Origin of the sequence: Pontibacter anaerobius (genome assembly GCF_026241195.1) — a bacterium.
In the GTDB taxonomy this organism is placed as follows: domain Bacteria; phylum Bacteroidota; class Bacteroidia; order Cytophagales; family Hymenobacteraceae; genus Pontibacter; species Pontibacter anaerobius.
The window spans coordinates 652,397-678,284 of record NZ_JAPFQO010000001.1 but is presented as its reverse complement, the minus strand read 5'-3'; the positions used below and the strand labels follow the sequence as shown (position 1 = coordinate 678,284).

Below are 25,888 nucleotides of genomic sequence, written 5' to 3'. Positions count from 1 at the left end.
TGTTTATCGCATAATGGTCACAGATGACTTGATAGGTGCCGTTGTACCGTCACCGAACTCGATGATGCAGTAGTAGGTGCCATCCGGCAAGCGTTTGCCGTTGTAGGTACCATCCCATGGCTTGGCGTATCCTCTGGACGTGAACACCGGGCTACCCCATCGGTTGTAAACCGACACGCGGCAGTTCGGGAACAGGGTCGCGATATTCTTCAGCACCCACGTATCGTTCACACCGTCACCGTTTGGCGTGAAGCCGTTCGGAATATCGATATCGCCAAAGCCCTCAATCTCGAACGTCAGTTCTGCGGTACAGCCTCTGCTGTCTTTCACGGTCAGGGAGTACTCGCGGGCACTCAGGTTCGTAAACACCGAGTCGGAAGAGAAACTGCCGCCATCTAACGAGTAGGTATAAGGACCAACACCGCCGCTGATTTCTGTTACGGCTGCGCTGCCTGATTTCTCAAAGCCTACAGCCTTGGTTAGTGGCGTTACAACTACCTGTATCGGGTCAGCCTCTTTCACCTCCACAGTACCTACCGTAATAGAGCAGGATGCAGAGAACTTAGTGATGAGCTGGTAAGAGCCTGCCGCCAGGTTCCTGAAGACAGCATTTTTCTGGAAAGTCTTGCCTCCGTCGATGCTGTACTGTGTCTGGTCGTTGGCGCCGGTAGACTTGAAGGCGATCTCGCCGGTGTTGCCACCGGTGCAATCCAGGTGATGCACGTAGTCCAGTTCGCTGCTTACCCCCTGCTCTACCTGTACCTCTATGCTGTACGTACAGCCGGTTGCGTCTTTCACAGTCAGGTTATAAGCGCCCGGCGCTACATCAGCCAATGTGGTGGATGCAGTAAAGTTCGTCCCATCGATACTATAAGTATAAGGAGCCGTGCCACCAACTATTTCATCAATCGTTATCTGGCCAGTTGGCTGGTCGCAGGTTGGGGATATTGCCGTAGCTCTTAGGTCCGTGACTGGCGGCGTGTTGCCAATCGTCACTTCTTCAAAGCTCATACATCCGGCAGCATCCTTCACCGTTACCTGGTAAGTTCCCTCGGCCAGTCCGCTAAACTCAGATGCGTTCTGGAAGGTGGCTCCGTCTACGCTATAAGTATAAGGGCTCACGCCGCCACTCACGTTGCTCACTGCAATTCTGCCGTTCTCAGCGCCGCAGCTGGCATCGGTGCCAGTTGCGGTAAAGGCAGCAGCATTGCTGTTGCTCACGCCCTGAGACACCTCCAGTGTGCATCCCTCCGCATCTTTGATGATGATGGTATAAATACCGGCAGGCAGGTTGGCAAAAGTGGCCGAGGCCTGGAAGCTGCCGCCGTTTATACTATACGCGAGTGGTTTGGTACCATCGGTTACTGATGTGATGGTGATAGATCCATTCTCCTCACCGCAGGTGGCGTCTGTGGCAGCGATGCTTGCCTCTTTCGGGCCTTTCACGCCTACCGTTACCGTTACAGCAGTGCTGCAGCCGTTGGCATCTTTCACATACACTTCATACTCTCCCGATGCCAGCGAACCGAAGTTTGCCGCTGCCTGGTATTTGGCACCATCCAGGGAGTAAGTATAAGGAGCCGTGCCACCGGTTACGCCGTTTACGGTAATGGTACCGTTGTTGGCTGTGCACGAGGTTGGCGTGGTAGCCGCCGCGATGTCCGACGGGCCAGCGATATCGCTTACCGTTACTTGCTTCACTAACGTACAGCCGTTGGCATCCTTCACCGTGATGGTGTGCTCGCCGGCAGTAACCTCAGCAAAGGCAGCCGAAGCCTGGAATGCGCCTTCGTTCAGGGCATAGGTATAAGGAGCCGTGCCGCCCGTTACGTTGCTTACTGTTATCGAGCCGTTGGCAGCGCCGCAGGTAGTAGAAACAGTAGCCAGTTCGTAGTTGGCTGGTCCGGCGATGTCCTCTATGGTTATTTGTTTTGTGAAGGTACAGCCGTTGGCGTCTTTCACCGTGATGGTGTGGTTGCCGGCGGCTAATCCTGTGAGGGTAGTTTCCGGCTGGAAGTTCGTGCCGTCCTTGCTGTAGGTGTAAGGAGCCTTACCGCCGATCACTGCACTTACCGTAGCCTCGCCGTTAGCTGCACCGCAGGTAGAGGCCTTGCCTGCCACCGTGAATCCTTCCGGACCGGAGGCGTTGGCCACTGTTACCGCTTTCACTACCGTACAGCCGTTGGCGTCCTTCACCGTTACCTGGTACTCGCCGGCGGCAAGTCCTGTAAGCGTGGCCGAAGCCTGGAAGTTCACACCGTCCTTGCTATAGGTATAAGGAGCCGTGCCACCGGTTACCGCAGACACGTTGATCTGGCCGTTGCTGTTGCCGCAGGTAGCGGTAGTCGCAGAAGCTGTCAGGTCTGATGGGCCTTCGATGTTGGTCACTTCCACCTCATCGGTGTAAGTACAGCCGTTGGCATCTTTCACGGTAACGCTGTAGGTACCGGCAAGAAGCGAAGTGAAGACTGCTGAACTCTGGAAGCTGCCGCCGTTTATACTATAGGTATAAGGCGTTGCGCCTCCATCCACAGACACCACCGAGATGCGGCCATTTTCAGCACCGCAGGTTGAGGCGGCAGTGGTACTGGCAAAGCTTGCCGGACCGTCCTTGCTCACCTTCACTGTTTCTGTTGTCTGGCAACCGTTAGCATCTTTCACCGTGATGGTATACTCTCCGGAGGCCAGCCCTGTAAAGCTTGTGCCGCTCTGGAAGGTTGTTCCGTTGATGCTGTAGGTATAAGGAGCCGTCCCGCCGGTGATGTTACCCACCGAGATGCTGCCATCGTTGTCGGCGCAGCTGGCCGCCCTGGTGGTAGCCGCTATAGCGCTCGGCCCTGCTATGTTCGTTACCTCGATGGCTTTTACATAGGTACAGCCGTTGGCGTCTTTCACGGTGATGGTGTGTGTGCCGGCAGCCAGTTCTGTAAAGGCAGCGGCAGCCTGGAAGTTCGTGCCGTCTATACTATAGGTATAAGGCGCTTTTCCTCCGGTTACACCATTTATACTTATCGCACCGTTGCTGGCACCACATGTAGTAGAAGTAGTAGCGGCTGTCAGGTTGCTTGGCCCGGCGATGTCTTCTACCGTGATCTTGGCAGAGAAAGTACAGCCGTTGGCATCCTTCACCGTAATCGTGTACTCTCCTGCCAGCACCTCGCTAAAGGTAGGCCCGCTCTGGAAAGTCGAACCATCCATACTATAGGTATAAGGAGCCGTGCCGCCAGTCACCTTGCCTACCGTGATGCTGCCGTTGCTGGCGCCGCAGGTAGAGGCTGTGCTTGCCAGCTCCAGTCCTGATGGTCCGGCCACGTCTTCAACTGTTACGCCCATTGTCACGATACAGCCGTTGGCGTCTTTCACCGTAATGGTGTGCTCTCCGGCCAGCAGACCAGTCAGCGTGGAGGCTTCCTGGAAGTTGTTACCGTCTGCGCTGTAAGTATAAGGAGCCGTGCCGCCGGTTACGGTTCCCACTGTTATACTTCCGTTCGAGCGACCGCAGCTTGAGGCAGTGGCTGAGGCAGTAAAGGCAGATGGGCCAGGGATGTCTTCTAAAGTAACAGCCTGTGCAAAGGTACAGCCGTTAGCGTCCTTCACCGTTACGGTATAGTCTCCGGCAAGCAGTGAGCCGAAGCTTGTGCCGCTCTGGAAGTTGGTGCCGTCGATGCTGAAAGTATAAGGAGCCGTTCCGCCGGTTACACCGCTTACCGTGATGGTGGCGTTGGTGCTTCCGCAGGTCGAGGCCTTACCAGCCAGTGCCAGAGCAGATGGTCCGGCGATGTCTTCTACCGTTACCTCTTTGCTGAACGTACAGCCTTTGGCATCTTTCACGGTGATGGTATAGGTTCCAGCCAATAGGTTGCTCAGCGTTGCCGAAGCCTGAAAGCTGCCATTGTTCACGCTATACGTATAAGGCGCTGTTCCGCCCGTTACAGAACCAACCGTTATACTTGCATTGCTCGCGCCACAGGTAGAGGCCACCGTGGTGCTGGCAAAGTTGGTTGGTACGTTCTGGTTAACTGATACTGCTGTGGTAGCTGTACAACCGTTGGCATCTTTCACCGTGATGGTATACTCTCCGGAAGCCAGACCTGTAAAGCTGGTAGAGCTCTGGAAAGTTGTGCCGTTGATGGAGTAAGTATAAGCTGATGTTCCGCCGGTTACCTTGCCTACCGTGATGCTGCCGTCGTTGTCCTGGCAGCTGGCCGGCTGCGATGTCGCCGCCACCGCCGACGGGCCGGCAATGTCAGCCACCGTGAAGGCTTTCGCGAAAGTACAGCCGTTGGCATCCTTCACCGTGATGGTGTGTGAGCCAGCCAGCAGGTTGTTGAACTCCAGGCCAGCCTGGAAGTTCACGCCATCCTTGCTGTAGGTATATGGCGCCACACCACCCGTAGCCGCTGTGATCGTTAGTTTACCGTTGGCAGCGCCGCAGGTTGAGGAAGTGGCGCTGGCGGTAAGCCCTGTTGGACCACCGATGTTGTCTACCACAATCTCTCTGGAGAACGTACAGCCGTTGGCATCTTTTACGGTTACGGTATACTCACCTGCCAGCACTGCGCCAAACGTAGCAGCTGACTGGAAGGTGTTTCCATCAATCGAGAAAGTATAAGGAGCGGTGCCGCCCGCTACCCCGTTCACCTCAATCTTACCGTTGCTGTCGCCGCAGGTAGAGGCCGTAGAGGCTAAGGTCAGGTCGCTTGGGCCAGGGATATCCTGCAGTTCGATGGCTTTGCTGATGATACAGCCGTTGGAGTCTTTTACCGTGATGGTGTACGCCCCAGCTGCTAATCCTGAGAAGGCAGCAGAGCTCTGGAAGTTCGTGCCGTCCTTGCTGTAGGTATAAGGAGCCGTGCCGCCAACTATCTCGCTAACCGAAATTGTAGCGTTGCTGGCGCCGCAGGTAGAGGAGGCTCCGGTCAGTACGAAATCGCTTGGGCCGGCAATGTCTTCCACTACTACCTGGCTGGTGCCAACGCAGCCTTTCGTATCCTTGGCGTAAACAGTATAGTTTTTGGCCAGCAGGTTATTGAAAGTGGTAGCTGCCTGGAAGTTCACGCCATCTATACTATAGGTATACGGCCCTACTCCTCCGGTAGTGTTGCTTACCGTAATACTTCCGTTAGCGGCGCCGCAGGTAGTAGCCGTGGCCGCCGCGTTAAAGGCTGGCCCCTCCAGGTTGCGCACGCCTACCTCATCGGTAAACGTACAGCCTTTGGCATCTTTTACCGTGATGCTGTAAGAGCCTGCCAGCAGGTTGCTGAAGGTAGCCGAAGTCTGAAAGCTGCCACCGTTTATACTGTAAGTATAAGGAGCCGTGCCGCCGGTTACCGTGCCTATTGTCAGCTGCCCGTCCGGACGACCGCAGGTTGCGGCTACCGAAGTGCTGGCAAAGGCAGTTGGTACATTCAGGTCAACTTTTACGGATGCGGTAACGATACAACCGTTGGCATCTTTCGCCGTTACCGTGTAGGTTCCGGAAGCCAGGCCTGTAAAGTTGGTGGAGCTCTGGAACGTAGTACCGTTGATGCTATAAGTATAGCCGGCTGTTCCGCCGGTTACCTTGCCTACCGTGATGCTGCCGTCGTTGTCGTTACAACTGGCTGGCTGCGAGGTAGCCGCCACCGCCGATGGACCGGCAATGTCAGACACGGTGAATGCCTTGGCCACTGTACAACCGTTCGCGTCTTTGGCGTAGATCGTGTGGGTACCAGCTACAAAACCAGTGAGTGTGGCCGAAGCCTGGAAGTTCACACCATCCTTGCTATACGTATAAGCACCTGCACCGCCTGTTACTCCCGTTACGGTGATTTCGCCGTTGTTGCTGCCGCAGGTGGAAGAAGTGGTATTCGCCGTGATTCCGGTTGGTCCGGCAACGTTATCTACCACGATCGCCTTTGTGAAGATACAGCCGTTAGCGTCCTTCACTGTTACCGTGTACTCCCCTGCCAGCACTGCCCCGAATGTCTGGGAGCCCTGGAAGTTCGTGCCATCTATACTATAGGTATATGGGGCCGTGCCACCTGTTACGCCGCTGATGCTGATCACACCGTTGCTGTCGCCGCAGGTAGAGGCCTTGCTCGTCATCGCCAGGTCGCTTGGCCCCGGGATGTCAGTCACTTCTATCGTCTTAGGCAACAAGCAACCGTTGGCATCTTTCACCGTGATGGTGTACTCGCCGGCTGCCAGCCCTGAGAATGTGGCTGAAGTCTGGAAAGTAGTGCCGTCTTTGCTATACGTATAAGGAGCCGTGCCGCCCGTTGGTGTGTTCACCGTTACTGTTCCGTTGCTGGCACCGCAGGTGGAAGCTTTGGAAGAAAGTGTAAACGCCGGGCCTTCGATGTTGCTCACAGCCACTTCTTCTGCATAAGTACAGCCGTTGGCGTCTTTCACTGTAACGGTATAAGTGCCTTCAGCCAGTGCTGTGAAAGTATCTGACGTCTGGAAATTCTTTCCGTCTAAGCTATAAGTATAAGGCGAGGTACCTCCCGTTACGCCACTCACTGTAAACTGACCGTTGCTGTTGCCGCAGGTGGAAGCCGTGGCAGCAGTCGCCAGATCCGAAGGTCCGGCCACATCCGTTACCGTGATCGCTTTGGAGAAGGTACAACCTTTGGCATCTTTCACTGTGATGGTGTGAGAGCCTGCCACAAAGCCGGTCAGCGTGGCAGAGGTTTGGAAGTTTGCGCCGTCTTTGCTGTAAGTATAAGGAGCTACGCCACCCGTAACCGCGCCGACTGTGATGGTACCGTTGTTGCTGCCGCAGGTAGATGGTTCTGAGGTAGTCGCAAAATTGGTCGGGGCCGTCTTCCCTACCGAAATAGATCTGGTAACGATACAGCCGTTGGCATCTTTAGCCGTTACGGTATAGGTTCCGGAAGCCAGGCCGGTAAAGGTTTTTGAGCTCTGGAAGCTGGTGCCGTTGATGGAGTACGTATACGTTGCCGTGCCACCGGTTACGGCACCCACAGTAATGCTGCCGTCGTTGTTGGCACAACCGGCAGGCTGTGAGGTAGCCGCTACTGCCGTAGGGCCGGCGATGTTGGCAACTGTAAAGGAACCCGACACCACACACCCATTAGCATCCTTCGCATAGATCGTATGCGTACCCGCTAAAAATCCGATCAGCGTGGCTGAGGCCTGGAAGTTTGTGCCGTCCTTGCTGTAGGTATAAGGAGCCGTGCCGCCCGTTACGCCTGTCACGGTCAGCTCGCCGTTGCTCGCGCCGCAGGTAGAAGACTTAGAAGAAGCCGCCAGGTTGGTTGGGCCAGCCATATCCGTTACCGTGATGGCTTTAGCTATTGTACAGCTATTGGCGTCCTTCACCGTAATGGTATAATCGCCAGCGGCAAGTGAGCCAAAAGTGGCCGATGCCTGGAAAGTTTTACCATCTATACTATAAGTATAAGCGGATGTTCCGCCTGTTACGGCACCTATGGTTATGCTACCATTGCTGGCGCCACAGGTAGAGGACTTAGCCGCCAGCGCGAAATCGCTTGGGCCAGGTATGTCAGTAAGCGTAACCGACTTTACCAGGGCACAACCGTTGGCGTCTTTTACAGTGATATTGTACGTACCTGCCGCCAAGCCTGTGAAGCTAGCCGCATCCTGGAAGGTTGTCCCGTCTTTGCTATACTTATAAGGAGTGGTTCCGCCAGTTACGCCGCTGATGTTGATGCGGCCGTTGCTGGCACCGCAGGTAGAGGAGATGGCAGTAGCCGTAAAATCCGGGCCAGCGATGTTAGTTAAGGCCACCGCTTCTGAGTAGATACAGCCGTTGCCGTCCTTCACGTAAACCGTATAGTTGCCGGCAGCCAGGCCCGTAAAGCTGGACGATGCCTGGAAGGTAGCGCCATCTATACTATAGGTATAAGAGCCCGTGCCACCGGTTACACCTGTTACCGTAATTTCGGCGTTGCTGTCGCCGCAGGTAGAGGCTTTGGCAGTCGTCGCCAGGTCTGTTGGCCCTGCTACGTTGCCTACCGTTACCGATTTAGCCAGCGTACATCCTCTGGAGTCTTTAACTGTTACTGTGTAGGTTCCGGCAGCCATACCTGTGAGTGTGGCCGAGGTCTGGAAGTTTACACCGTCCCTGCTGTAAGTATAAGGTGCGATGCCACCCTGCACATTGCTCACGGTTATACTTGCATTACTGGCCCCGCAGGTAGAGGAGGCTCCGGTTGCCGTAAAGCTCGTAAGTGTTTCTTTAGCTACCGAGACTGAGGTAGTGATGATACAGCCGTTGGCATCTTTCGCCGTTACAGTGTAAGCACCGGAGGCCAGTCCCGCGAAGCTGGTGGAGCTCTGGAAAGTAGTGCCGTTAATGGAGTAAGTATAAGGAGAGGTGCCCCCTGTTACGGCTCCCACGTTAATGCTACCGTCGTTGTTGGCGCAGGATGCCGCTACCGTAGAGGCAGCTACAGCAGTAGGACCCGCAATGTTGGTGATGGTAATGCTTTTGGTAACCGTACAGCCGTTGGCGTCTTGCACATAAACAGTGTAGTTACCGGCGGCCAGCCCTGACAGCGTAGCAGAAGTCTGGAAACTGGCACCGTCTGCGCTATACATATAAGGAGCCGTGCCGCCCGTTACACCGCTCACCGTTACGCTGCCGTTGCTGCTTCCGCAGGTTTCCGACTGTGTGCTGGCGGTAAAGCCACTCGGGCCGGTTACTTCCGTCACCGTAAACGATTTTGTGATAGCACAGCTCTGGCCGTCTGTTACAGTTACCGTGTAAGTACCGGCAGGCTTATTCGAGATGGTGGCTGTGGTTTCGCCGGAGCTCCATTTATAAGAGATCGTGCCATTGCCACCGGTTACGTTTGCCGTAACCGTGCCCATGGTGCCGCTACAGATAACAGGCGTTCCCGTCAGCTGCACATCTATCGGGTAGAACGTGATCAGCACATCATCCTTCACCGGGCTACATGAGCCGTTGCCAGTGGAGGTGAGGGTAAGTTTAACCGAGCCCGCCGCAATTTCGGAAGCTGTTGGGGTATACACGGCGTTAAGCGCTGTATTGCTTGGGCTGAAGGTGCCTCCACCCCCACTCCAGATACCTCCGGTGGCTGCGGTGATGACACCTGCCAACTGCACCGGGCTCTGCGAACACACCAATTGGTCCGGGCCGGCATTGGCCGCCAAGTTCGACACCACGTCCACCGTAGCCGAGAACTCCCGACAATTCGGGTAGTTTATGTTTCTTACCTCAAACTTGTAAGTTCCCACAGCCGTGGCTGTGTAGTTTAGCTGGTCTCCCACCTTCGTACCGGATGGGTCCGTCCAGATATATTCCCAGTTGCCGTCGCCGCCGGTCACATTACCGGTTAGCGTCACACCGCTGCCCCCAGGGCAGATAATGGCAGGCTGCGGACCAATGGTAACAGTTGGCGGCGGGTAGAAGTATACCCGCACTACATCAGAGAAGAACCTGCCCGGGCACTTCGTCGCCACCGTTGTTCCGCTAACCTCATAGTCTACATACGCCGGGGCGTTTGCGTCCGGGGTTATAACCGGAGCCGTATCACCGTTCGGGAAGCTGAGATATTTATTATAGGTTCCGTTGTACGTGATGTCCTTCCAGGTGATGGTTCCTGCCTCAAAGGTCTGAGGGGCTCTTAGAGTAGCCGAGCAACCTGTAGTAACCGAGACATCATCCTGAGGATTGAACGCCGCGAGCGACCTAACTTCAAATATACCCTTGGCATTACCGGGCATACAAAGCGTCAGGGTTATCGGCTGGGAAACGTCCACGCAGATCGGCTGCCCCACCGGGGTCTGCGGCCCGCAATCTATCTGGTAGCCCATGGAGCCGGAAGGTACCGGTCCATCAACTATATCAAACTCCATCTGCTCAGCGTTCTGGTCCAACAGGATTTTGAACTGCACACAGTTCTCGTTGGATGCCGCGCCGCAAAGCTGTCCGTTTCTGGATACCTCACCAGAATTCCAGACACCATTTGGCTTTCCTCTCAGGTCAACCGTAAAGGTTGGCACCGTGTTATCTTTGCCTTGAGCAAACGCATTCAAGGATGTCACAAACTGCAACACCCCTAACAGGCAAATGGCAAACAGGAAGGAGAGTTTTCGGGTAAAGGTTATTTTCATAAGCTACCGGTTAAAACTATATCAATTTTATACTTTGGATACTTTGTTAATTCATTATAAAAGAGGGCACTAGGCGATTCTCTTAAGTTACTCAACTTAATTTGTACTATTTACCTGCACTTCTGGCAGCACAAAATATTAGCAAAACCATAATCAAACCTTAAAACAATCTAATATTCATACTTCTCTGGCTCACCAAAAGCACAACTTACCGCTATCGTCTTTATCCAATCTAAAGCACTTTGCCTGCTGCTACGCCTACTCCCGCCCCACCTCAAGCCTGATTGCACTAAACCAACCTTAAAAGCATGTAAAAAGAGGCTAAAACAGTGTTATCACTAAGAATCATGCATAAATGCAGTACAATTTACACATGCTTCTCATACTTCAACACCAAATCAAAACCTACAAAACAAGAAGTATAAGTATCATCCTATTGATTGACAGACAAATTAAACAGGAATATATATTGCGAGCAATACAATAAACATATTTATTATATATCGTAATATAGAAAAGCTATAATTATAATTTTTCAATTATATACTTTAAATATAACACAGCACACCTATTTCCACTCCTCAAGCTTTATTAAAAATAATTCAAAATAAGTCAGGCTTCCTTTGTGATTTCGCAAGAGAGTATCAAGCTGAACCAGGAAGAACAACCGAACAAGAACGCCTTCTGTAAATGCAAAAACACGCTTGCAGCAACTAGCACTTTTAAAGCATTTTTAGTGCTACTGCATGAAGCAGCCACACAAGCAGGAGACTTAAATTGTTCAGAGCCAACAAGGCGTGGTGAAAGAAAGTATAAACCATTACCTTTGCAGTCTTATTCCAAGATGATAAACCAGACCAGCCATGAGCGCCAAAAGCTTTGAACTGCTATTAGAAACCGCCTTCGACAGCCCCAACCCTCAGGTATTTGAGGAGGGAGCCGCCACCGTGTATAATGACCTGGAGCGCGCCCTGCGTGAGGCCAAGTTCTCCCAAGGCACCAGCCGCGAGCAACTCAGCTACAGGTTTGAACGCCTGCGCCTGGGAGTGGCCATTGCTTTTGTGCAGGCTTTTCTGCGCCTGGCCGATAACGAGAAAAGCAAAGAGGTGCTGGAGGTACTGCAGGAGGCCATCAAGGCAAAAAACACGCGCGAGATTGACAAGATCGTGCAGAAGCGCATCGCCTCGTTTGATAACCTGTACCATGAGATATTCGTGAACCCGCAGCGCGAGGAGATCCTGCACTTATTTGAGCAGACGCTGGACGCCGGCACCAAAGAGGAACTGGACGAACTTATCATGGATGGGCTGGAGCTACTGGCCGAGGTTGACTGGGATGCCCCGCACAACCCGGAAGAAGACGATGATGACATTGAGCCGCTGGACGAGGATTTCCTGAAAAACCTCTGATAGGAAGTATAAAGTATGGAGATTACCCTGACCACACCCGCCCTGCTGTTTCCGGCGCTGTCGTTGCTGCTGCTGGCCTTTACCAACCGCTTTCTGGGTTTGGCCAGCCTTATCCGCAGCCTCAAAGACCGCTACGCCTCCTCCCGCAGTCCGCTGGTGTACAGCCAGATAAAGAACCTGCGCGAGCGGCTGCTCCTGATCCGGAACATGCAGGCTTTCGGCAGCCTGAGCATGTTTGGCTGTGTGCTCTGTATGTTTCTGCTTTTTGCCGATTATGTAGCGGCGGGCAAGTATGTTTTTGCTTTTAGTTTGTTGATGATGCTGATTTCCCTGGCCCTAGCCATCCGCGAGATACAGATCTCGGTAAAGGCACTGGAGCTGGAACTAAATGACCTGGAGGGGAAGAACAGTCTCTAAACCACCGGCAGGCATCGCGCCACCCTGTTTATACTTTGAAGATTATACTTTAGATTACGAATGACCGACCCGAAGAAGCTGGCGATAAAGGATTTTGTGTACGAGCTGCCCGAGGAGCGCATTGCCAAGTTTCCGCTGCCGGAGCGCGACCAGTCCAAACTGCTGCTCTACCGCCAGGGCCAAATAGTAGATCATACTTTTACCGACCTGCCGCAGCTGCTGCCCCCGCACACGCTGCTGGTTTTTAACGACACCAAAGTGGTGCAGGCAAGACTGCTGATGCAGAAAGAAACCGGTGGTTTGGTGGAGATATTCTGCCTGGAGCCCGTGGCGCCGCACCGCGAGGTGCAGCTGGCCATGCAGCAAACCGAGGGCAGCACCTGGAAGTGCCTGGTGGGCAACAACAAGCGCTGGAAGAGTGGCCCGGTAACGCTTCACTTTGAGGGTGGCGTACTGCAGGCAGAGCGCGAGGCGCAGCAGGAAGGTCATTTTCTGATACGTTTCACGTGGGAACCAACCGAGCTTACCTTTGCCGAAGTGCTGGAGCGCTGCGGCCGTTTGCCCCTGCCCCCCTACCTCAACCGCGACCTCACACCCGACGACCATACCCGCTACCAGACCATCTACGCCAACCAGAAAGGTGCCGTGGCTGCGCCAACCGCCGGCCTGCACTTTACAGATCGTGTGATGGAATCGCTGAAGGCCCAACATATAGACACTGCTTACCTGACGCTGCACGTAGGCGCGGGCACCTTTAAGCCGGTGAAAGCCGACACCATGGAGGCGCACGAGATGCACGCCGAGCAGCTGTACATCACCAAAAGTGTACTTGAGAGGCTTTTGAAACAGCAGGGCAACCCGGTTATACCGGTAGGCACCACCAGCATGCGCAGCCTGGAGAGCATTTACTGGCTGGGAGCCAAGGTACTGGAGCAACCGGAGCTACCGCAGCAGGAGCTGCAGGTGAGCCAATGGCAGGCCTACGAAAGTATGAATCCGCCGTCTGCAGCAAAAGCACTTGAGGCGCTACTACACTACATGGTGCGCCAGGGCGTAAACCACCTGCATGCCAGCACGCAGATCATCATTGCGCCAGGCTATACATTCAGGATGTGCCATGGTTTGGTTACCAACTTCCACCAGCCGGAAAGCACCTTGCTGCTGCTGGTTTCGGCTCTTATCGGGGAGAACTGGCGCAAGGTATACCGGCACGCCATGGAACATGATTACCGCTTCCTGAGCTACGGCGATAGCTCGCTGCTGCTGCCATAAACATTGCTCATCCGATCATCAGCTCGCACATAAGGCAAGTAGGGCGCACAGCCTAAGCTTTGCTTACTTTATGTGCTAGGCTTTATTTAATTCTTTTCATCTGGTATGCAGAGCTGGTTGCATAGTTTAGCAGTGAGAAACAAGAAAGAGGTTATGAAACATACTCTTTTTCAGCATCCCTAACCTGGTGTATTTTATTGGCAGGCAGCAGGGCAGAACTGGATTTGTTAGACTCATCAATCAGAATATAAACTACTGTATTGAAAGCTATCAAGGTCATTGCCCACCAAAAGCCATATTGTGGTGAAATCCAGGTTGAGGCTCCATATGAATGAGCAATAACAGCAAACAGCAAAAATATCCTTGACCATTTCCTTGGTAAGTGATACCCTAGCAACCCAATCAGAACTAGCCACAGCCCAGAGATAACGAATATCCCTGAAACATGATTTTTCATCATCACACTTCCGATCGGATTACCTTCATTGGCTTTTGCTAAGTTCCCCGCCCAGTATTCAGGTGCTTGATGCATAATAGTTACTGCAATATCAATAATGCTCGCACAGAATGCTGGGATTAATTGGTATAATTTGGCTTGCCTGGTAGGTTTCATAGGTTAGTTTGCTTATTATTTCATTACTGATGTTGTTTACAATAACACAGTTACAGGAAGGGCCGCTCAAATAAGCGGCCCTTCCTGTAACACTTTATACTTGTCTACTTCTGTACTTTCGCAGCACTGTCATCCAGGCCATGTTGGGAAATCAGGTACACCAGGGATGCCATAGAGGCGGCACCCAGCTGCATTTCGCGGCGGTTCACCTGCTCAAAGGTATCGATAATCGTGTGGTGATAATCGAAGTAGCGCTGTGAGTCGGGGCGGAAACCGATGAGGGCCACCGTGCCCTGGCCTTTCAGCGGGCCGATGTCTGCACCGCCGCCGCCACGGGTAAGGTCGTGCAGGCCGTAAGGTGCCAACAGCGGCTTCCAGGTAAGTACTTTGCTGTATTGCCCGTCGTTGCCGTCAATTCCGAAGCCGCGCGGTGTAAAGCCACCCGCATCAGACTCGATAGCCGCAATATGCTTTTCGCCTTTTGCCTTGGCAATCTCGGCATACTTGCGCCCGCCACGCAGGCCGTTCTCTTCGTTCATGAAAAGCACGGCACGCACGGTGCGCTTCGGCTTAATGCCCAGATCATTGAACAAACGCAGCACCTCTATCGACTGCATGCAGCCCGTGCCATCGTCATGTGCGCCTTCACCAACATCCCACGAATCCAGGTGGCCACCCACTACAATGATCTCATCCGGTTTCTCAGTGCCTTTTATCTCGCCGATCACGTTATAAGACAGTACATCCGGAAGCGTCTCGGAAGTCATGCGCATGTAGAATTTCAGGTTCTGATCGTCCTTCAGCAGGCTGCTCAGTTGGTTGGCGTCTTTTGTGCTGATAGCTGCAGCCGGAATCTTCTCTACCCCGTCTTCGTAGCGAGTGCTACCCGTGTGCGGAATATCCTGTATGTCGTTGGTCATGGAGCGCACGATCACACCTACGGCACCGAGTTTGGCAGCCGCAGCTGGTCCGCCGCCACGCTGGTCTACTGCACCGCCGTAGGCTGCGCCTGTAATGACATGGGTATTATCAAAAGGCCTGTTAAAGAACACTATTTTGCCTTTCACCTTCTTTTTGCCCAGCTTCTCCAGCTCCTCAAAATTATGCACTTCCACAACCTCCGCGCTCAGACCTTGCTTGCCTGTGCCCACAGAGCCGCCCAGCGCAGCAATGTTCATATCTACCGTACCCATCAGCTTGGAGTTGGTCACACGGCCGATCTCCTTATCCCCGCGCACCCAATGCGGCACCATTACTGGCTGCAGGTATACCGTGTCGAGGTCCATCTTTTCCATTACCTGGCGTGTCCACTCCACGGCAGCGGCGGCCTGTGGCGAACCACTCAGGCGGGCACCAATGTTCTTGGTGAGGTAGCGCAGGTTTTCGTAGCTCTCGTAGCTGGTGAGGGCGTTGTCGTAAATTTTCTTGATGGTGGCAGAGTCCTGTGCATAATTCTGCTGCGCCATAGCCGGCAAGGTAAACGCCGTGGCAGCCGCCGCCAACAGGCAGCGTAGGTTGGTTTTGTTCAGCATTTCGGAATAAAAGGTGAAATAAGGTTTGTTTAGAGCCTTTAATTTAGGGATTTTATTTCAGATTTGCTTGTTCAGGTTTACTTCTGATATGACAATGATGACATTCTTATCCGCAATCTTATACTTTCTTATCATTGGATTTCTGCAACTCGAAGTAAGATATACTTGCTAGCTGGTGCTGAAGTATGCAACTTGAACTAAGCTATCCTTTCTAGCTGCTGCAGATCCTTAGTCCTGCAAAATTTGTTATTTCATTTCTGGCTTTGGCTCCCTCCAGCCCGGGAGGGCTCGCCTTCCCGCATCGCGCTGTGTTCCCTCCTGCGCCAGGGCGCTGCCGCATGCGCGGCACCGGATCTCACAAGGCGCTCTTTATACGAGGGCCCCTACCCCCACGGAAAGACTGGGATCAGTTCGATAGCCACCGCTGAAGGAGCTTGAACCGGACTCCCTCTCCTGTTTTTAGGAGAGGGTTGGGGGGAGGTAAATTCCCCTCCTTGGAGGGGCTAGGGGTGGGTTTATACTTTTGCTGATGCCTGCCACCCCCAACTAGGAAACTTACACTTCAACATCAGTAATTACAGGCTCCCCTCCTTTGACAAGGAGGGGCAGGGGTGGTTGGAACCGGTACTGCAAAGCTCTATCCCTGTTTTGTGTATAGATTCATACTTCAAGCTCATAACTTGCAGCATAAGTTGATATATCCTAATCTGAGCATCGCTAAATGAGGGAAGCTTAGAAAGCTTCAAAAAAAAGAGAGCAACAGCATTTCTGTCGTTGCTCCTTCTCAATTTATACTTTAAAAAACTCTACTTCATTAGCTTCTCCATCTGCGCCCGGCTAACGTCCAGCAAGCCAACCTCAGGGAGGCGGCTGGTGAGTTCGCGCCAGTTTTCGTCCTTTTTGTATACCTCGCGCAGCAGCTTGGCGGCTTCCTCTACCTGCCCGCTGTTGGCCAACCCGATGGCATGCCAATACTTCATCTCCAGGTTTTCCGGGAACATCGCCTCCGCTTTCCCATACTCTTCCATGGCTTTCTGCATCTGCCCTTTCTCAATGGCCAGGTCGCCGGCGTTCATGTGTTCGTAGGCGCGGTATACTTTTAGCAGGCGCTCCAACTCCTCCAGCGGCTGGGCATGGTCGTCCACGCGCAGGTCAATGGTCTTGTCGTCCCAGGGCTGGTCGCTTTTCTGGCCCTTTACCACCACCAGCGCCGCAGATTGCCGGCCGCGTATATCGCCGCCCTCGCGCTCGGCAGCCTGCATGGCTAATAGCACCCGCTCCGCCAGGGGCTGCCCCTCGCTCCGCTCAAAGGCCTTGGCCATGGCCGGCCATACTTTGTCGGTGAGCATCATGTTTGCCTGCACCGAAAAGTTCTGCCCCGAAATATGCCCTGCGTAGCGAATACACTGTTTGCCAGTATGGGTAGCCACCCTGCCCTTTGTGTCCAGGATCGCCACTTGCCGCACTTCCCGTGCCTCGTCATCGGCCAGAAGTATAGCCAATGCCTCCTCCGGCGTTTTCCCCTCCTTCAGGAGCGCCAGCCCCCGCATGCCGAAAGACTTGTTCGTGAAAGACTGCGTCGCCACCACGCCCACGCCGGCCTCTGCCCAAGGCACCGCAGTACCCACCGAGAACCAGTGGCTCTGCACGCCAACGGCCATCTCACCTGTTTTCGGGTCGCGGGCCACAATGGAGTATGTATGCGCCAGTGGCTCCTCTGCTTTAAATACCTGCGCCTTCGCTGATCCCAGCGAGGCCAATAATGCTACTCCCATCGCTAAAAGTGTGGTTTTATACTTTTTCATACGGATGATGTATACGTGGTTTAGTAAAGTCTTTCTGCTGCGGCTGTACCAGAAGGCAAAAACAAGAAGTAGCTATCGGTAACTATATTATACCTACATTTATAGCCTCTTGTGTATCAGCTTAAAACAAATATAGCTTTTTATACGGAGCTTCACACCGCTTTCTGCTGCTATAACCTCTATCAAAAATAGCAGTATAACTATGTATGGCGCAAAACAAGCCATCAGCAGAAGCAAATCCTTTTGCCAATAACCCCTATACATGAAAAATTTACCCAAGAATAATAAAATAGACAAGATGGCTATGCTGATTGATGGCGACAACGCCCAGCCTAGCCTCATTACCAAACTGCTGGCCGAAGCCGGAAAGTATGGCGCCCCCACCATCCGGCGCATTTACGGCGACTGGACCACCCCCCAGATGAACGGCTGGAAAGACTGCCTGAACAACCACGCCATACAGCCCATACAGCAATTCCGCTATACCGTCGGCAAAAACGCTACCGACAGCGCCCTTATCATCGATGCCATGGACCTGCTGCACTCGGGCCTGGCCGACGGCTTCTGCATTGTGTCTTCAGACAGCGACTATACCCGTTTAGCCACTCGCATCCGTGAGGAGGGTATTTTCGTGATGGGCATCGGCCAGCGTAAAACCCCCAAGCCCTTCGTGAACGCTTGTAACGTGTTCATTTACACCGAAAACCTGACGGATGATATTGATGAGAAGATAGACCAGGCGGAGAAGGTAAGTGATAGTGCCGGCAACATGCAGCGCCCTAACCCGGTGCCGCTCCTGAAAGAGGCCTTTACCATGTCGGCCGACGAAGATGGCTGGGCGCATTTGGGCATGATGGGCACGAACCTGCGCCAGCTCGACCCCAGCTTCGACCCCCGCACTTTCGGTTATGGCCAATTGCTACAGCTCATTAATGCCTACAAAGACATCTTCACGATCAGGAAAGAGGAGGATAAAGGCCGCTCGGCAGTGTATGTGAAACGCAAGGAAAGCCGCCGTCGCCCTGCCCGCAAAAAGGCTGCCGAACCTGCAACTGACAAGAAACCGGTATCCGAAAAGAAATAAAGCGCACAGAAGTATAAAGTATAGCCTGAGGTATCCATGTATACTTCAGGCTATACTTTTTATGCTCCATCTCTTAACCAACTCACAACACACCTGTAACGCAGCGGTAATCTTTGCCTTATACTTTTGTGGCCACTACTACAGCAAACCATGGAACTAGTACTGGCAACCTTTACCGCCCTCTTCACCGTCGTGAATCCGTTTGGCGCCATGCCTGTCTTCATCACCCTCACCCAGGACGATACTGCCGATAACCGCAACCAGCAGGCGCTTAGGGCCTGCGTGTACATGGCACTTATACTTTCGGTCTTCTTCCTGGCGGGGCAGTACGTGCTTAACTTCTTCGGGATCGGCCTTACAGACGTCCGCATAGCGGGAGGCTTGATGATCATGCGGGCGGGCTTCGGGTTGCTTACCAGCAAGGCGCATCGTGGCAAAAAAGTATCGAAAGGTGTATTGAAGGAAAGTATGGAGAAAGATGATATCTCGTTTACGCCACTGGCCATGCCCATGCTCTCCGGGCCAGGCTCCATTGCCGTAAGCACCGGCCTGTTCACCTCCGCCCTCTCCTACTCCGATATCAGCCTTATACTTGCCGCCATCATGCTGGTGGCCGCAGTTACGTTTTTTATACTTGTTTTCTCGCACCAGCTGGTAAGTTTCCTAGGCAAGGCCGGGCTGTCGGCTTTGTCGCGTATCATGGGCTTTATTGTGCTCTCTATCGGAGTGAATTTTATTTTAACTGGCGTACAGACGCTTTTTTCGGAGGCAGGTAAAGTATAATAGCCTTATATCTTGACTGCCAAAACCAGACAGCGCAAAGCATAGTACTAAACCAGTAATACTATCTGTAAGGTTTAGCGTCTGTTGTTTTGATGATAACAATCATCTTCCGACAGTCGGTATTTTTAACGTATCTTTGCGCTATGCAACTGAAGAACGATCTGCTTTTGAGAGCTGCCAGGGGTGAAGCCGTGGAGCGCACACCGGTTTGGCTTATGCGCCAGGCTGGCCGTATTTTACCTGAGTACCGTGCCGTACGCGAGAGTCTGAGTGGTTTTAAGGAACTGGTGGAGACACCGGAGCTGGCCGCTGAGGTGACCATACAGCCCGTAGACATACTTGATGTGGATGCCGCCATCATTTTCTCAGACATTTTGGTAGTGCCTGAGGCCATGGGCTGCACCTACGAGATGATAGAAAAACGCGGGCCTATCTTCCCTAAAACTATCCGTACTGAGGAAGACCTGAAAAAACTACGCGTGGCAGACCCGCACGAGCACCTGAACTACGTGCTGGAGGCCATCAAGATTACCAAAAGGGCGCTGAACGGACGTGTGCCGCTCATAGGCTTTGCCGGTGCCCCCTGGACGATCATGGCTTACATGGTTGAGGGCAGTGGCTCCAAGACCTTCTCTCATGCGCGTGGCATGCTGTACACCAATCCAAAGCTGGCCCACCAGATGCTCCGCATGATCACGGACACCACCATTGCTTACCTGCAGGCGCAGGTGCAGGCCGGTGCCAACCTGATCCAGATTTTCGATTCATGGGCTGGCATACTTTCTCCGGCGCATTACCGCGAGTTTGCCCTGCCATATATTTCCGAGATTTGCAACGCTGTCCGCAACGTGCCGGTAACGGTGTTTGCGAAGGGTGCTTTCTTTGCGCTGGAGGATTTCAGCAAGCTGAACTGCGAGACCATTGGCCTGGACTGGAACATGGAGATTGCTAAGGCACGCCAGCAGGTGGGCCCGAACAAGACCCTGCAAGGCAACATGGACCCTTGCCTGCTTTACAGCTCCTTCGACACAATACAGAGCGAGACGATCAAGATGCTGAAGGAGTTCGGTCCGCAGCGCCACATCGCGAATCTCGGCCACGGTGTGTACCCGGATACTGACCCTGAGAAAGTGAAGTGCTTTGTGCAGACGGTAAAGGAGTTCAGCCCGATTGTAAGAAGTTAGAGAGTTAAAAAGTTTAGGAGTTAGAGAATGTAGTATAATCTCTGATTTTATACTTTCCCATTTAAAACAAAAGGTCCTGCCGCTGAAGAGTGGCAGGACCTTTTGTTTTAATGCTTTTCACAACGTGCTAACCCTCATCCTGAAGTATAGTTCTCCTTTCGTAGTTTTACCAGGTTAAGGCTTACTGCTTACCTGCTCATCCCCCTACTGCTAACGAACTCCTCAAAAAGAAGCTGCTCATTTCTTTTCTCTTTGGGAAGATCTTCAATTCTCAAATCGCTCATGCCCAACGGAGAATAGAACTCCCACTTCCAGGTTGGTCTGTGTTTGAGAAATAAATGGGTTTCTCCAAATTCATCATGAAGGTAAATACCGAACCATAGTCTTACCACAAGGATTATCAATATCGCTACTATGGCAAGTACAGCTTTCTTCATGACTACAGTTAAGTACTACACCTTAACCAATAGCCAGGTGCGAGGCCGGATATTTATAGGCTGTAGAAGAGGCACGTGTGCTCAGCGCCAGCGCCAGTGTCAGGGTACCTACCCTGCCCAGGTACATCGAAAGGATAATCACGCTCTTGCCCACATCCGAAAGGCCTGCCGTGATGCCTGTGCTCAGGCCTACTGTGGCAAAAGCCGATACTTGCTCAAACGCCAGGTTAATGATATCGAACTGGGCATCCGAGATAGAAAGTATAAAAATAAAGAGGATGTTGAACATGGCGGCAAACGTAAACACCGAAAACGCCTTGTACGCCACAGAGTGCGGTATGGTACGGTGACCGATCTCCATATTGCGCTTATTACGCACGGTGGCAGCCACGGCAAAAAGTATAACCGTAAACGTAGTGGTTTTAATACCGCCCCCCGTAGAGCCCGGCGACGCCCCGATAAACATCATGAAGATGAACATCATCAGGGTAGGAACGTTAAGCGCCGAGATATCCACCGTGTTAAAACCAGCCGTTCGGGTGGTAACCGACTGGAAGAAAGAGGTGATTAGGGCTTCGGCAAAGGTCATGTGCGAAAGCGAGTTGAAGTACTCTAGCAGGAAAAACCCTATCGTGCCCAACGCCAGCAATGCCGTCGAAGTATAAACAATCACGCGGGTCAGCATTTTCCAGTTTTTCCAGGGTGCTGCCATTCGGGCCCGCATAGACTGGGGCGAGAAAATATCAATAATAGCCGGGAAACCAAGTCCTCCGAAGATAATCAGCAGGGCAACAACCAGGTGCAGGACGTATGAGAGCCGCACAGGCTGGGTAAAAAGGCCCTCCGGATAAAGAGAGAAACCCGCGTTACAGAAAGCAGACACAGCATGGAAAACGGAGAAGAAGATCTTACTGCCCAGGTTAGTGAATTCCACGCCGGGTCCCCAGCTCATAAAGATCATGACCGCGCCAATGCCCTCTATGGTAAGCGTCAGCAATATAAGGCTCCGCAACAAGCCTTTCGCCGTGAACAGCGATTCGCTGTCTAGCAGCTCATGCATGGCCACGTGCTGCTTTACGCCTATGCCCTGCCGCATAAGGGAGGCAAAGAACGTCGCGAAGGTAAGTATACCCAATCCGCCCATCTGTATCAGCAGGAGCAGCACGATCTGACCGGCAAATGTAAAGTATGTACCTGGGTCTACCACGGCAAGGCCGGTAACGCAGGAGGCACTGGTGGCCATAAACAACGCATCCAGGAAGCGCATGCCATCCGGAGAGTTTGTCATCTTGGGCAGCATAAACAGCCCGGTTCCCAGCAAAATCAGAAAGATAAAGCTGAGCAGGAAGGTAAGCGAGGGCTTTAGCTGCAGCGTTTTCAGGTGCACCTTTGTCTCCAGCAACTCCACGATCAGGAACAGCAACATGTACATGGATACCAGCACCCTGTACCACTCCACAGAAAGCGGAATACCTATCCCTTCAAAGATATTGTAGATTAGCGGAATCCCCAGTATGTAGGTAAACACCTGGTTCAGAAACACAATGGACATCAGTATGCCCTCAAACCAGGTACGCCTGAGAAACTTGCGCCTCTCAAACGTATAAAGTATCCGCAGGAAGTAGATGATTACGAAAATCGCCAGAATGCCGTCTATGATATAGAACAGCAGCCGCAACTGGGTTGGCTCCTCCACCACGCCATGCGCCAGCACGAGCAGGCTTATCGCCAGAATAGTCAGCGTATACGTTGTCCAGCGCATAATTTTATACGCGGTCAACTTGCTGTCATACAATACCCTGTTAAGCGTTTCTGTATTCATGTGTATCAAACAACCTTATACGCTGTGCCTCCTCATACAACCGCTGCTTATCGATGGGCACAACGCCCACTTGTTCGCACACGAGTCCGCCGCCCAGGTTGCTAAGGCCAGCCATGAAAGGTAAAGAGGTTTTTAACGCCATACATAGCGCGGCTATACTTATCACGGTGTCGCCGGCACCCGATACATCTGAAATAGAGCGGCGATGCGCCCCAATGTACGTTTTTTCTTCGCCATCGGCCACAAACACGCCTCGCTCTGACAAAGTTACCAGCACCTGTTTTACCTGCAGGCGCTGCTGCAGTTCTTCCACGGCATCCTCAAAGGCGGGCAGGTTCTCATCGGCAAAGTCGGCTTTCAGTCCCTCCTTCAGCTCCTTCAGGTTTGGCTTAAAGAGGGTGCAGCCCACATAGCTCAGGAAATTCTTCTTCTTCGGATCGATGACACTTGGTACCCCCTGCTCATTTGCCAGTTCCAGGAAACGCTGTATGTTCTGCTCCGAGAACACGCCTTTATCGTAGTCCTCAAAAATCACCACATCGGCTTGTTTCAGCAGCTGCACGAAGCGCTCCTCCAGGTGCCGCTCCTCATAATCGGTCAGGTTGTGCTCTATCTCCGAGTCAACGCGCAGGAGTTGCTGCGCCCCGGCAATAATGCGGTGCTTGATAGTAGTTACCCGCTCCGGGCTTTGCACGATTCCCTCTGTCGGCAAGCCTTTCTCCTCCATCAGGCGCAGGTAGTCAGCCCCGTCCTGGTCATCGCCGATAACGGAACAAAGCAGCGGCGTAGCCCCCATGGCCTGCACGTTCAGCGCCACGTTGGCGGCACCACCGAGGCGCTTCTCCCGCTTCACCACATTCACGATCGGCACCGGTGCCTCCGGCGAAATGCGCGAAGTTTTGCCCCATAGGTAGGAGTCGATCATCACATCGCCCACCACCAGCACTTTCAGGCGGTTAAAGGCCTCAAAAATATCTTCTAAGCTTTTAAATTGATTCATTACTGCAGTTTTGCGAGGCTGTTCTTGATGCGGCGCAGGGCCTCCGTCAGTTTCTCGTCGGAGGTGGCAAAGGAGAAGCGGATGCACTGTGGTGCCCCAAATGCCTCGCCACTTACCACGGCCACATGAGCATCGCTAAGTATAAACATGCTCAGGTCAAGGGCGCTCTCAATGGTTTTGCCCTCATACTGCTTACCAAAGTATGCGCTGATATCCGGGAAGATATAAAAAGCGCCGTTGGGCAGGTAAGTCTTGAACCCCGGAATTTCGTTCATCAGGTCGAGCACCAGGTCGCGGCGGCGGCGGTATGCCTCGGCCATTTCCAGGGCGCAGGCGTTGCCACCTTTCAGTGCGGCTGCAGCTGCCTTCTGAGCGATAGAGCAGGTGCCGGATGTAATCTGGCTCTGCATTTTATCGCAGGCGGAGGCAATCTCGCGGCTCGCGGCCAGGTAGCCCACACGCCAACCCGTCATGGCGTAGCCTTTCGAGAAGCCGTTTATCGTAATCACGCGGTCGCGGATAAAGTCGATATTGGCCATGCTGAAATGCTTTTCGCCAAAATTGATGTACTCATAAATCTCATCGGCGATGATGTGTATCTGCGGGTGCTTTTCCAGCACACGGGCAATAGCCAACAGCTCTTCCTCATCAAACACGGCGCCTGTCGGGTTGCAGGGCGAAGAGTACATTACCAGCTTGGTACTGCTTGTGATTGCCTTCTCCAGTTGCTCGGCAGTTACTTTGTAGTCATTCTCCAGGCGGCCCATTATGGGCACCGGCACACCTTCCGCCAGCTTCACGATCTCCTCGTAAGACACCCAGTACGGCGAGAAGATCACCACCTCATCGCCAGGGTTTACCAGGCACATCACCGCATTGGCTATACTTTGCTTGGCACCTGTAGATACCACGATCTGATCCGGGGCGTAGTCAAGGTTATTGTCGCGCTTAAACTTTTTCGAGATCTCCTCGCGCAGCTCCGGGTAGCCGGGCACGGGGGTATAGAACGTAAACCCGTCGTCTATGGCCTGCTTGGCGGCATCTTTGATGTACTGCGGCGTCTGGAAGTCGGGCTCTCCAAAGCTCAGGTTGATCACATCATACCCTTTGGCAGCTAGCTCACGGGCTTTTTTGGCCATTGCAATGGTCTGCGACTCGGCCAGGGACAATATTCTATCAGAAAGTACGGCTTTCGCTTCTTCTGTTTCTTGCATATACTTCGAGTTAAGCTGGCAATTTACTCATAATGCCACAGACTTTCCAGTAACAGAAGGGAATATCGGATTTTGTAATTTATCTGAATCAGGATTTACAGGATACTGAGGTATAGATGGACTGGTAAAGTATGATTGCAGCCAGCTTGAGTCGCAGTTACGCCATCATGCGCTAACAAACTGCCAAAGTATAAAGCTTATACTTTCTTACCACAGGTTCTGAGGGCAAAGCACTTTCGCTTTGTTAAAGATACGCATGCCCAGCACTACCTCATGGTTGCCGCTGCCCATTCCGTTAAAGGCAGGAACGCCTCGGTCGTAGGCATAGCCAAGGTCAAAAATATGGTTTATGGTAACCCCTGCCAAAACAGCGTAGTTACCGTTTTGCCGGTAGGAACCTCCCACCCACAACCGGTCCTGGTATACGGCACGCAGGTTAAAATCTAAAGACCCTGGCAGTGGCTGCAGCCACATCAGCATAATAGAGGGCACCAGGCTTACCTCCTCTGTTATGTTAAAACGGTAAGCCCCGGTCAGAAAATAGTGCTCGTACAGCAGGTTACGCTCCTCCACAGAATTGTCGAAGTTTACGGTGTTGCCAAGGAGCTGCGTGGCAGAGGTGCCGATATAAAAGTTACTGCCGTAGAGCCACAGCCCTGCTGCCAGGTTAGGTTTAACCATGTTCCAGTCTGAGCCAGCCCCGTCGGCAGGGTTGGCAAAAGATAACTCACTGGCGCGCAGTTGCTGTTGTATCAGGCCTGCACTAAGGCCTCCCGATAAACGAATATCCCGGTTCAGGCTTAAATGGTAGGCATAGGCCAGGCTCGCCTCAGTTCTGTAGAACGCCCCCAGCCTATCGTGCACCGCAAGTATGCCAATACCATGGTGCGGCCTGAACTGCTCACTGATGCGCCCGCTCCGGTTATTTCCCCCGAACGAGGGTGCCCTGCGGCCCGAGCTCTTGCGCCCTCCCCTGGAGGTATAGCCAATTGGGGCATGGGCGCTCACGTAAAGTGTAGTCGGTTCCCCCTCGATGCCCGACATTTGCGACCTACTGCCCACTTTTACGTCGGCATACTCCTCAATACCCGCTATGGCTGGGTTTAACAGGTAATTGTTAATAGTATACTGGCTATACTGGGGCTTCTGCTGCGCGAATATCAGGAAGGGAGCAAAACAAAAAAAGAATAGGGGTAGAAGTCGTTTCAT

15 protein-coding genes are annotated in these 25,888 nt (G+C 52.9%); 6 read left to right on the top strand and 9 right to left on the bottom strand.

The genetic code is table 11. The features are described 5' to 3' along the window. Nucleotides 1-3 precede the first annotated feature (3 nt). Nucleotides 4-10,107: a T9SS type B sorting domain-containing protein gene (locus OO017_RS03110; protein WP_266050967.1), complete on the bottom strand. Its 10,104-nt coding sequence runs from the start codon at nt 10,105-10,107 to the stop codon at nt 4-6. Nucleotides 10,108-10,970: 863 nt separating this feature from the next. Here OO017_RS03110 and OO017_RS03105 point away from each other — a divergent pair. Genes OO017_RS03105 through OO017_RS03095 form a run of 3 tightly spaced genes read left to right on the top strand, consistent with a single transcriptional unit; the run spans nt 10,971 to nt 13,205 of the window. Continuing rightward, complete coding sequence (locus OO017_RS03105) at nt 10,971-11,516, top strand: hypothetical protein (RefSeq protein ID WP_266050966.1); 546 nt, start codon at nt 10,971-10,973, stop codon at nt 11,514-11,516. 15 nt (nt 11,517-11,531) lie between these two features. Then, the gene (locus OO017_RS03100) at nt 11,532-11,933 is read left to right on the top strand and encodes a DUF2721 domain-containing protein (protein ID WP_266050965.1); all 402 of its coding nucleotides are present in this window, start codon (nt 11,532-11,534) and stop codon (nt 11,931-11,933) included. Nucleotides 11,934-11,993: 60 nt separating this feature from the next. Further along, nucleotides 11,994-13,205, top strand: a complete 1,212-nt coding sequence (locus OO017_RS03095; RefSeq protein WP_266050964.1) for an S-adenosylmethionine:tRNA ribosyltransferase-isomerase — start codon at nt 11,994-11,996, stop codon at nt 13,203-13,205. 151 nt (nt 13,206-13,356) lie between these two features. On the opposite strand, the gene OO017_RS03090 is transcribed toward OO017_RS03095, so the two are convergent. From OO017_RS03090 to OO017_RS03080, 3 genes are all read right to left on the bottom strand, one after another. Next, nucleotides 13,357-13,818 carry a hypothetical protein gene (locus tag OO017_RS03090; protein ID WP_266050963.1) on the bottom strand — a complete coding sequence of 154 codons (462 nt, stop codon included), beginning with the start codon at nt 13,816-13,818 and terminating at the stop codon, nt 13,357-13,359. A gap of 104 nt (nt 13,819-13,922) precedes the next feature. Continuing rightward, nucleotides 13,923-15,350 (bottom strand): M20/M25/M40 family metallo-hydrolase, encoded by a 1,428-nt coding sequence (locus OO017_RS03085; RefSeq protein ID WP_439651294.1) that lies wholly within the window; start codon nt 15,348-15,350, stop codon nt 13,923-13,925. Between the two features lie 806 nt (nt 15,351-16,156). Further along, complete coding sequence (locus tag OO017_RS03080; protein WP_266050962.1) at nt 16,157-17,155, bottom strand: DUF1028 domain-containing protein; 999 nt, start codon at nt 17,153-17,155, stop codon at nt 16,157-16,159. A gap of 262 nt (nt 17,156-17,417) precedes the next feature. Between OO017_RS03080 and OO017_RS03075 the strand changes: the two genes are divergently transcribed. The 3 genes from OO017_RS03075 (at nt 17,418) to hemE (ending at nt 20,206) form a co-directional block, all read left to right on the top strand. Continuing rightward, nucleotides 17,418-18,239, top strand: a complete 822-nt coding sequence (locus OO017_RS03075) for an NYN domain-containing protein (protein WP_266050961.1) — start codon at nt 17,418-17,420, stop codon at nt 18,237-18,239. Between the two features lie 150 nt (nt 18,240-18,389). After that, nucleotides 18,390-19,022 carry a MarC family protein gene (locus OO017_RS03070; protein WP_266050960.1) on the top strand — a complete coding sequence of 211 codons (633 nt, stop codon included), beginning with the start codon at nt 18,390-18,392 and terminating at the stop codon, nt 19,020-19,022. 143 nt (nt 19,023-19,165) lie between these two features. Continuing rightward, nucleotides 19,166-20,206: a uroporphyrinogen decarboxylase gene (gene hemE / locus OO017_RS03065; RefSeq protein ID WP_266050959.1), complete on the top strand. Its 1,041-nt coding sequence runs from the start codon at nt 19,166-19,168 to the stop codon at nt 20,204-20,206. A gap of 188 nt (nt 20,207-20,394) precedes the next feature. On the opposite strand, the gene OO017_RS03060 is transcribed toward hemE, so the two are convergent. From OO017_RS03060 to OO017_RS03040, 5 genes are all read right to left on the bottom strand, one after another. Next, nucleotides 20,395-20,643, bottom strand: coding sequence for a hypothetical protein (locus OO017_RS03060; RefSeq protein ID WP_266050958.1), 249 nt, complete (start codon nt 20,641-20,643; stop codon nt 20,395-20,397). A 22-nt stretch (nt 20,644-20,665) separates the two neighbouring features. Continuing rightward, the gene (locus tag OO017_RS03055; protein WP_266050957.1) at nt 20,666-22,405 is read right to left on the bottom strand and encodes a TrkH family potassium uptake protein; all 1,740 of its coding nucleotides are present in this window, start codon (nt 22,403-22,405) and stop codon (nt 20,666-20,668) included. A gap of 40 nt (nt 22,406-22,445) precedes the next feature. Further along, a complete protein-coding gene (locus tag OO017_RS03050) occupies nt 22,446-23,465 on the bottom strand; it encodes a bifunctional heptose 7-phosphate kinase/heptose 1-phosphate adenyltransferase (protein ID WP_266050956.1) in 1,020 nt (339 codons plus the stop codon). Continuing rightward, on the bottom strand, nt 23,465-24,679 hold the full coding sequence (locus tag OO017_RS03045; protein WP_266050955.1) for a pyridoxal phosphate-dependent aminotransferase: 1,215 nt from the start codon (nt 24,677-24,679) through the stop codon (nt 23,465-23,467). The genes OO017_RS03050 and OO017_RS03045 overlap by 1 nt, the downstream gene beginning before the upstream one ends. Before the next feature lie 207 nt (nt 24,680-24,886). Continuing rightward, nucleotides 24,887-25,888, bottom strand: a complete 1,002-nt coding sequence (locus OO017_RS03040) for a PorP/SprF family type IX secretion system membrane protein (protein WP_266050954.1) — start codon at nt 25,886-25,888, stop codon at nt 24,887-24,889.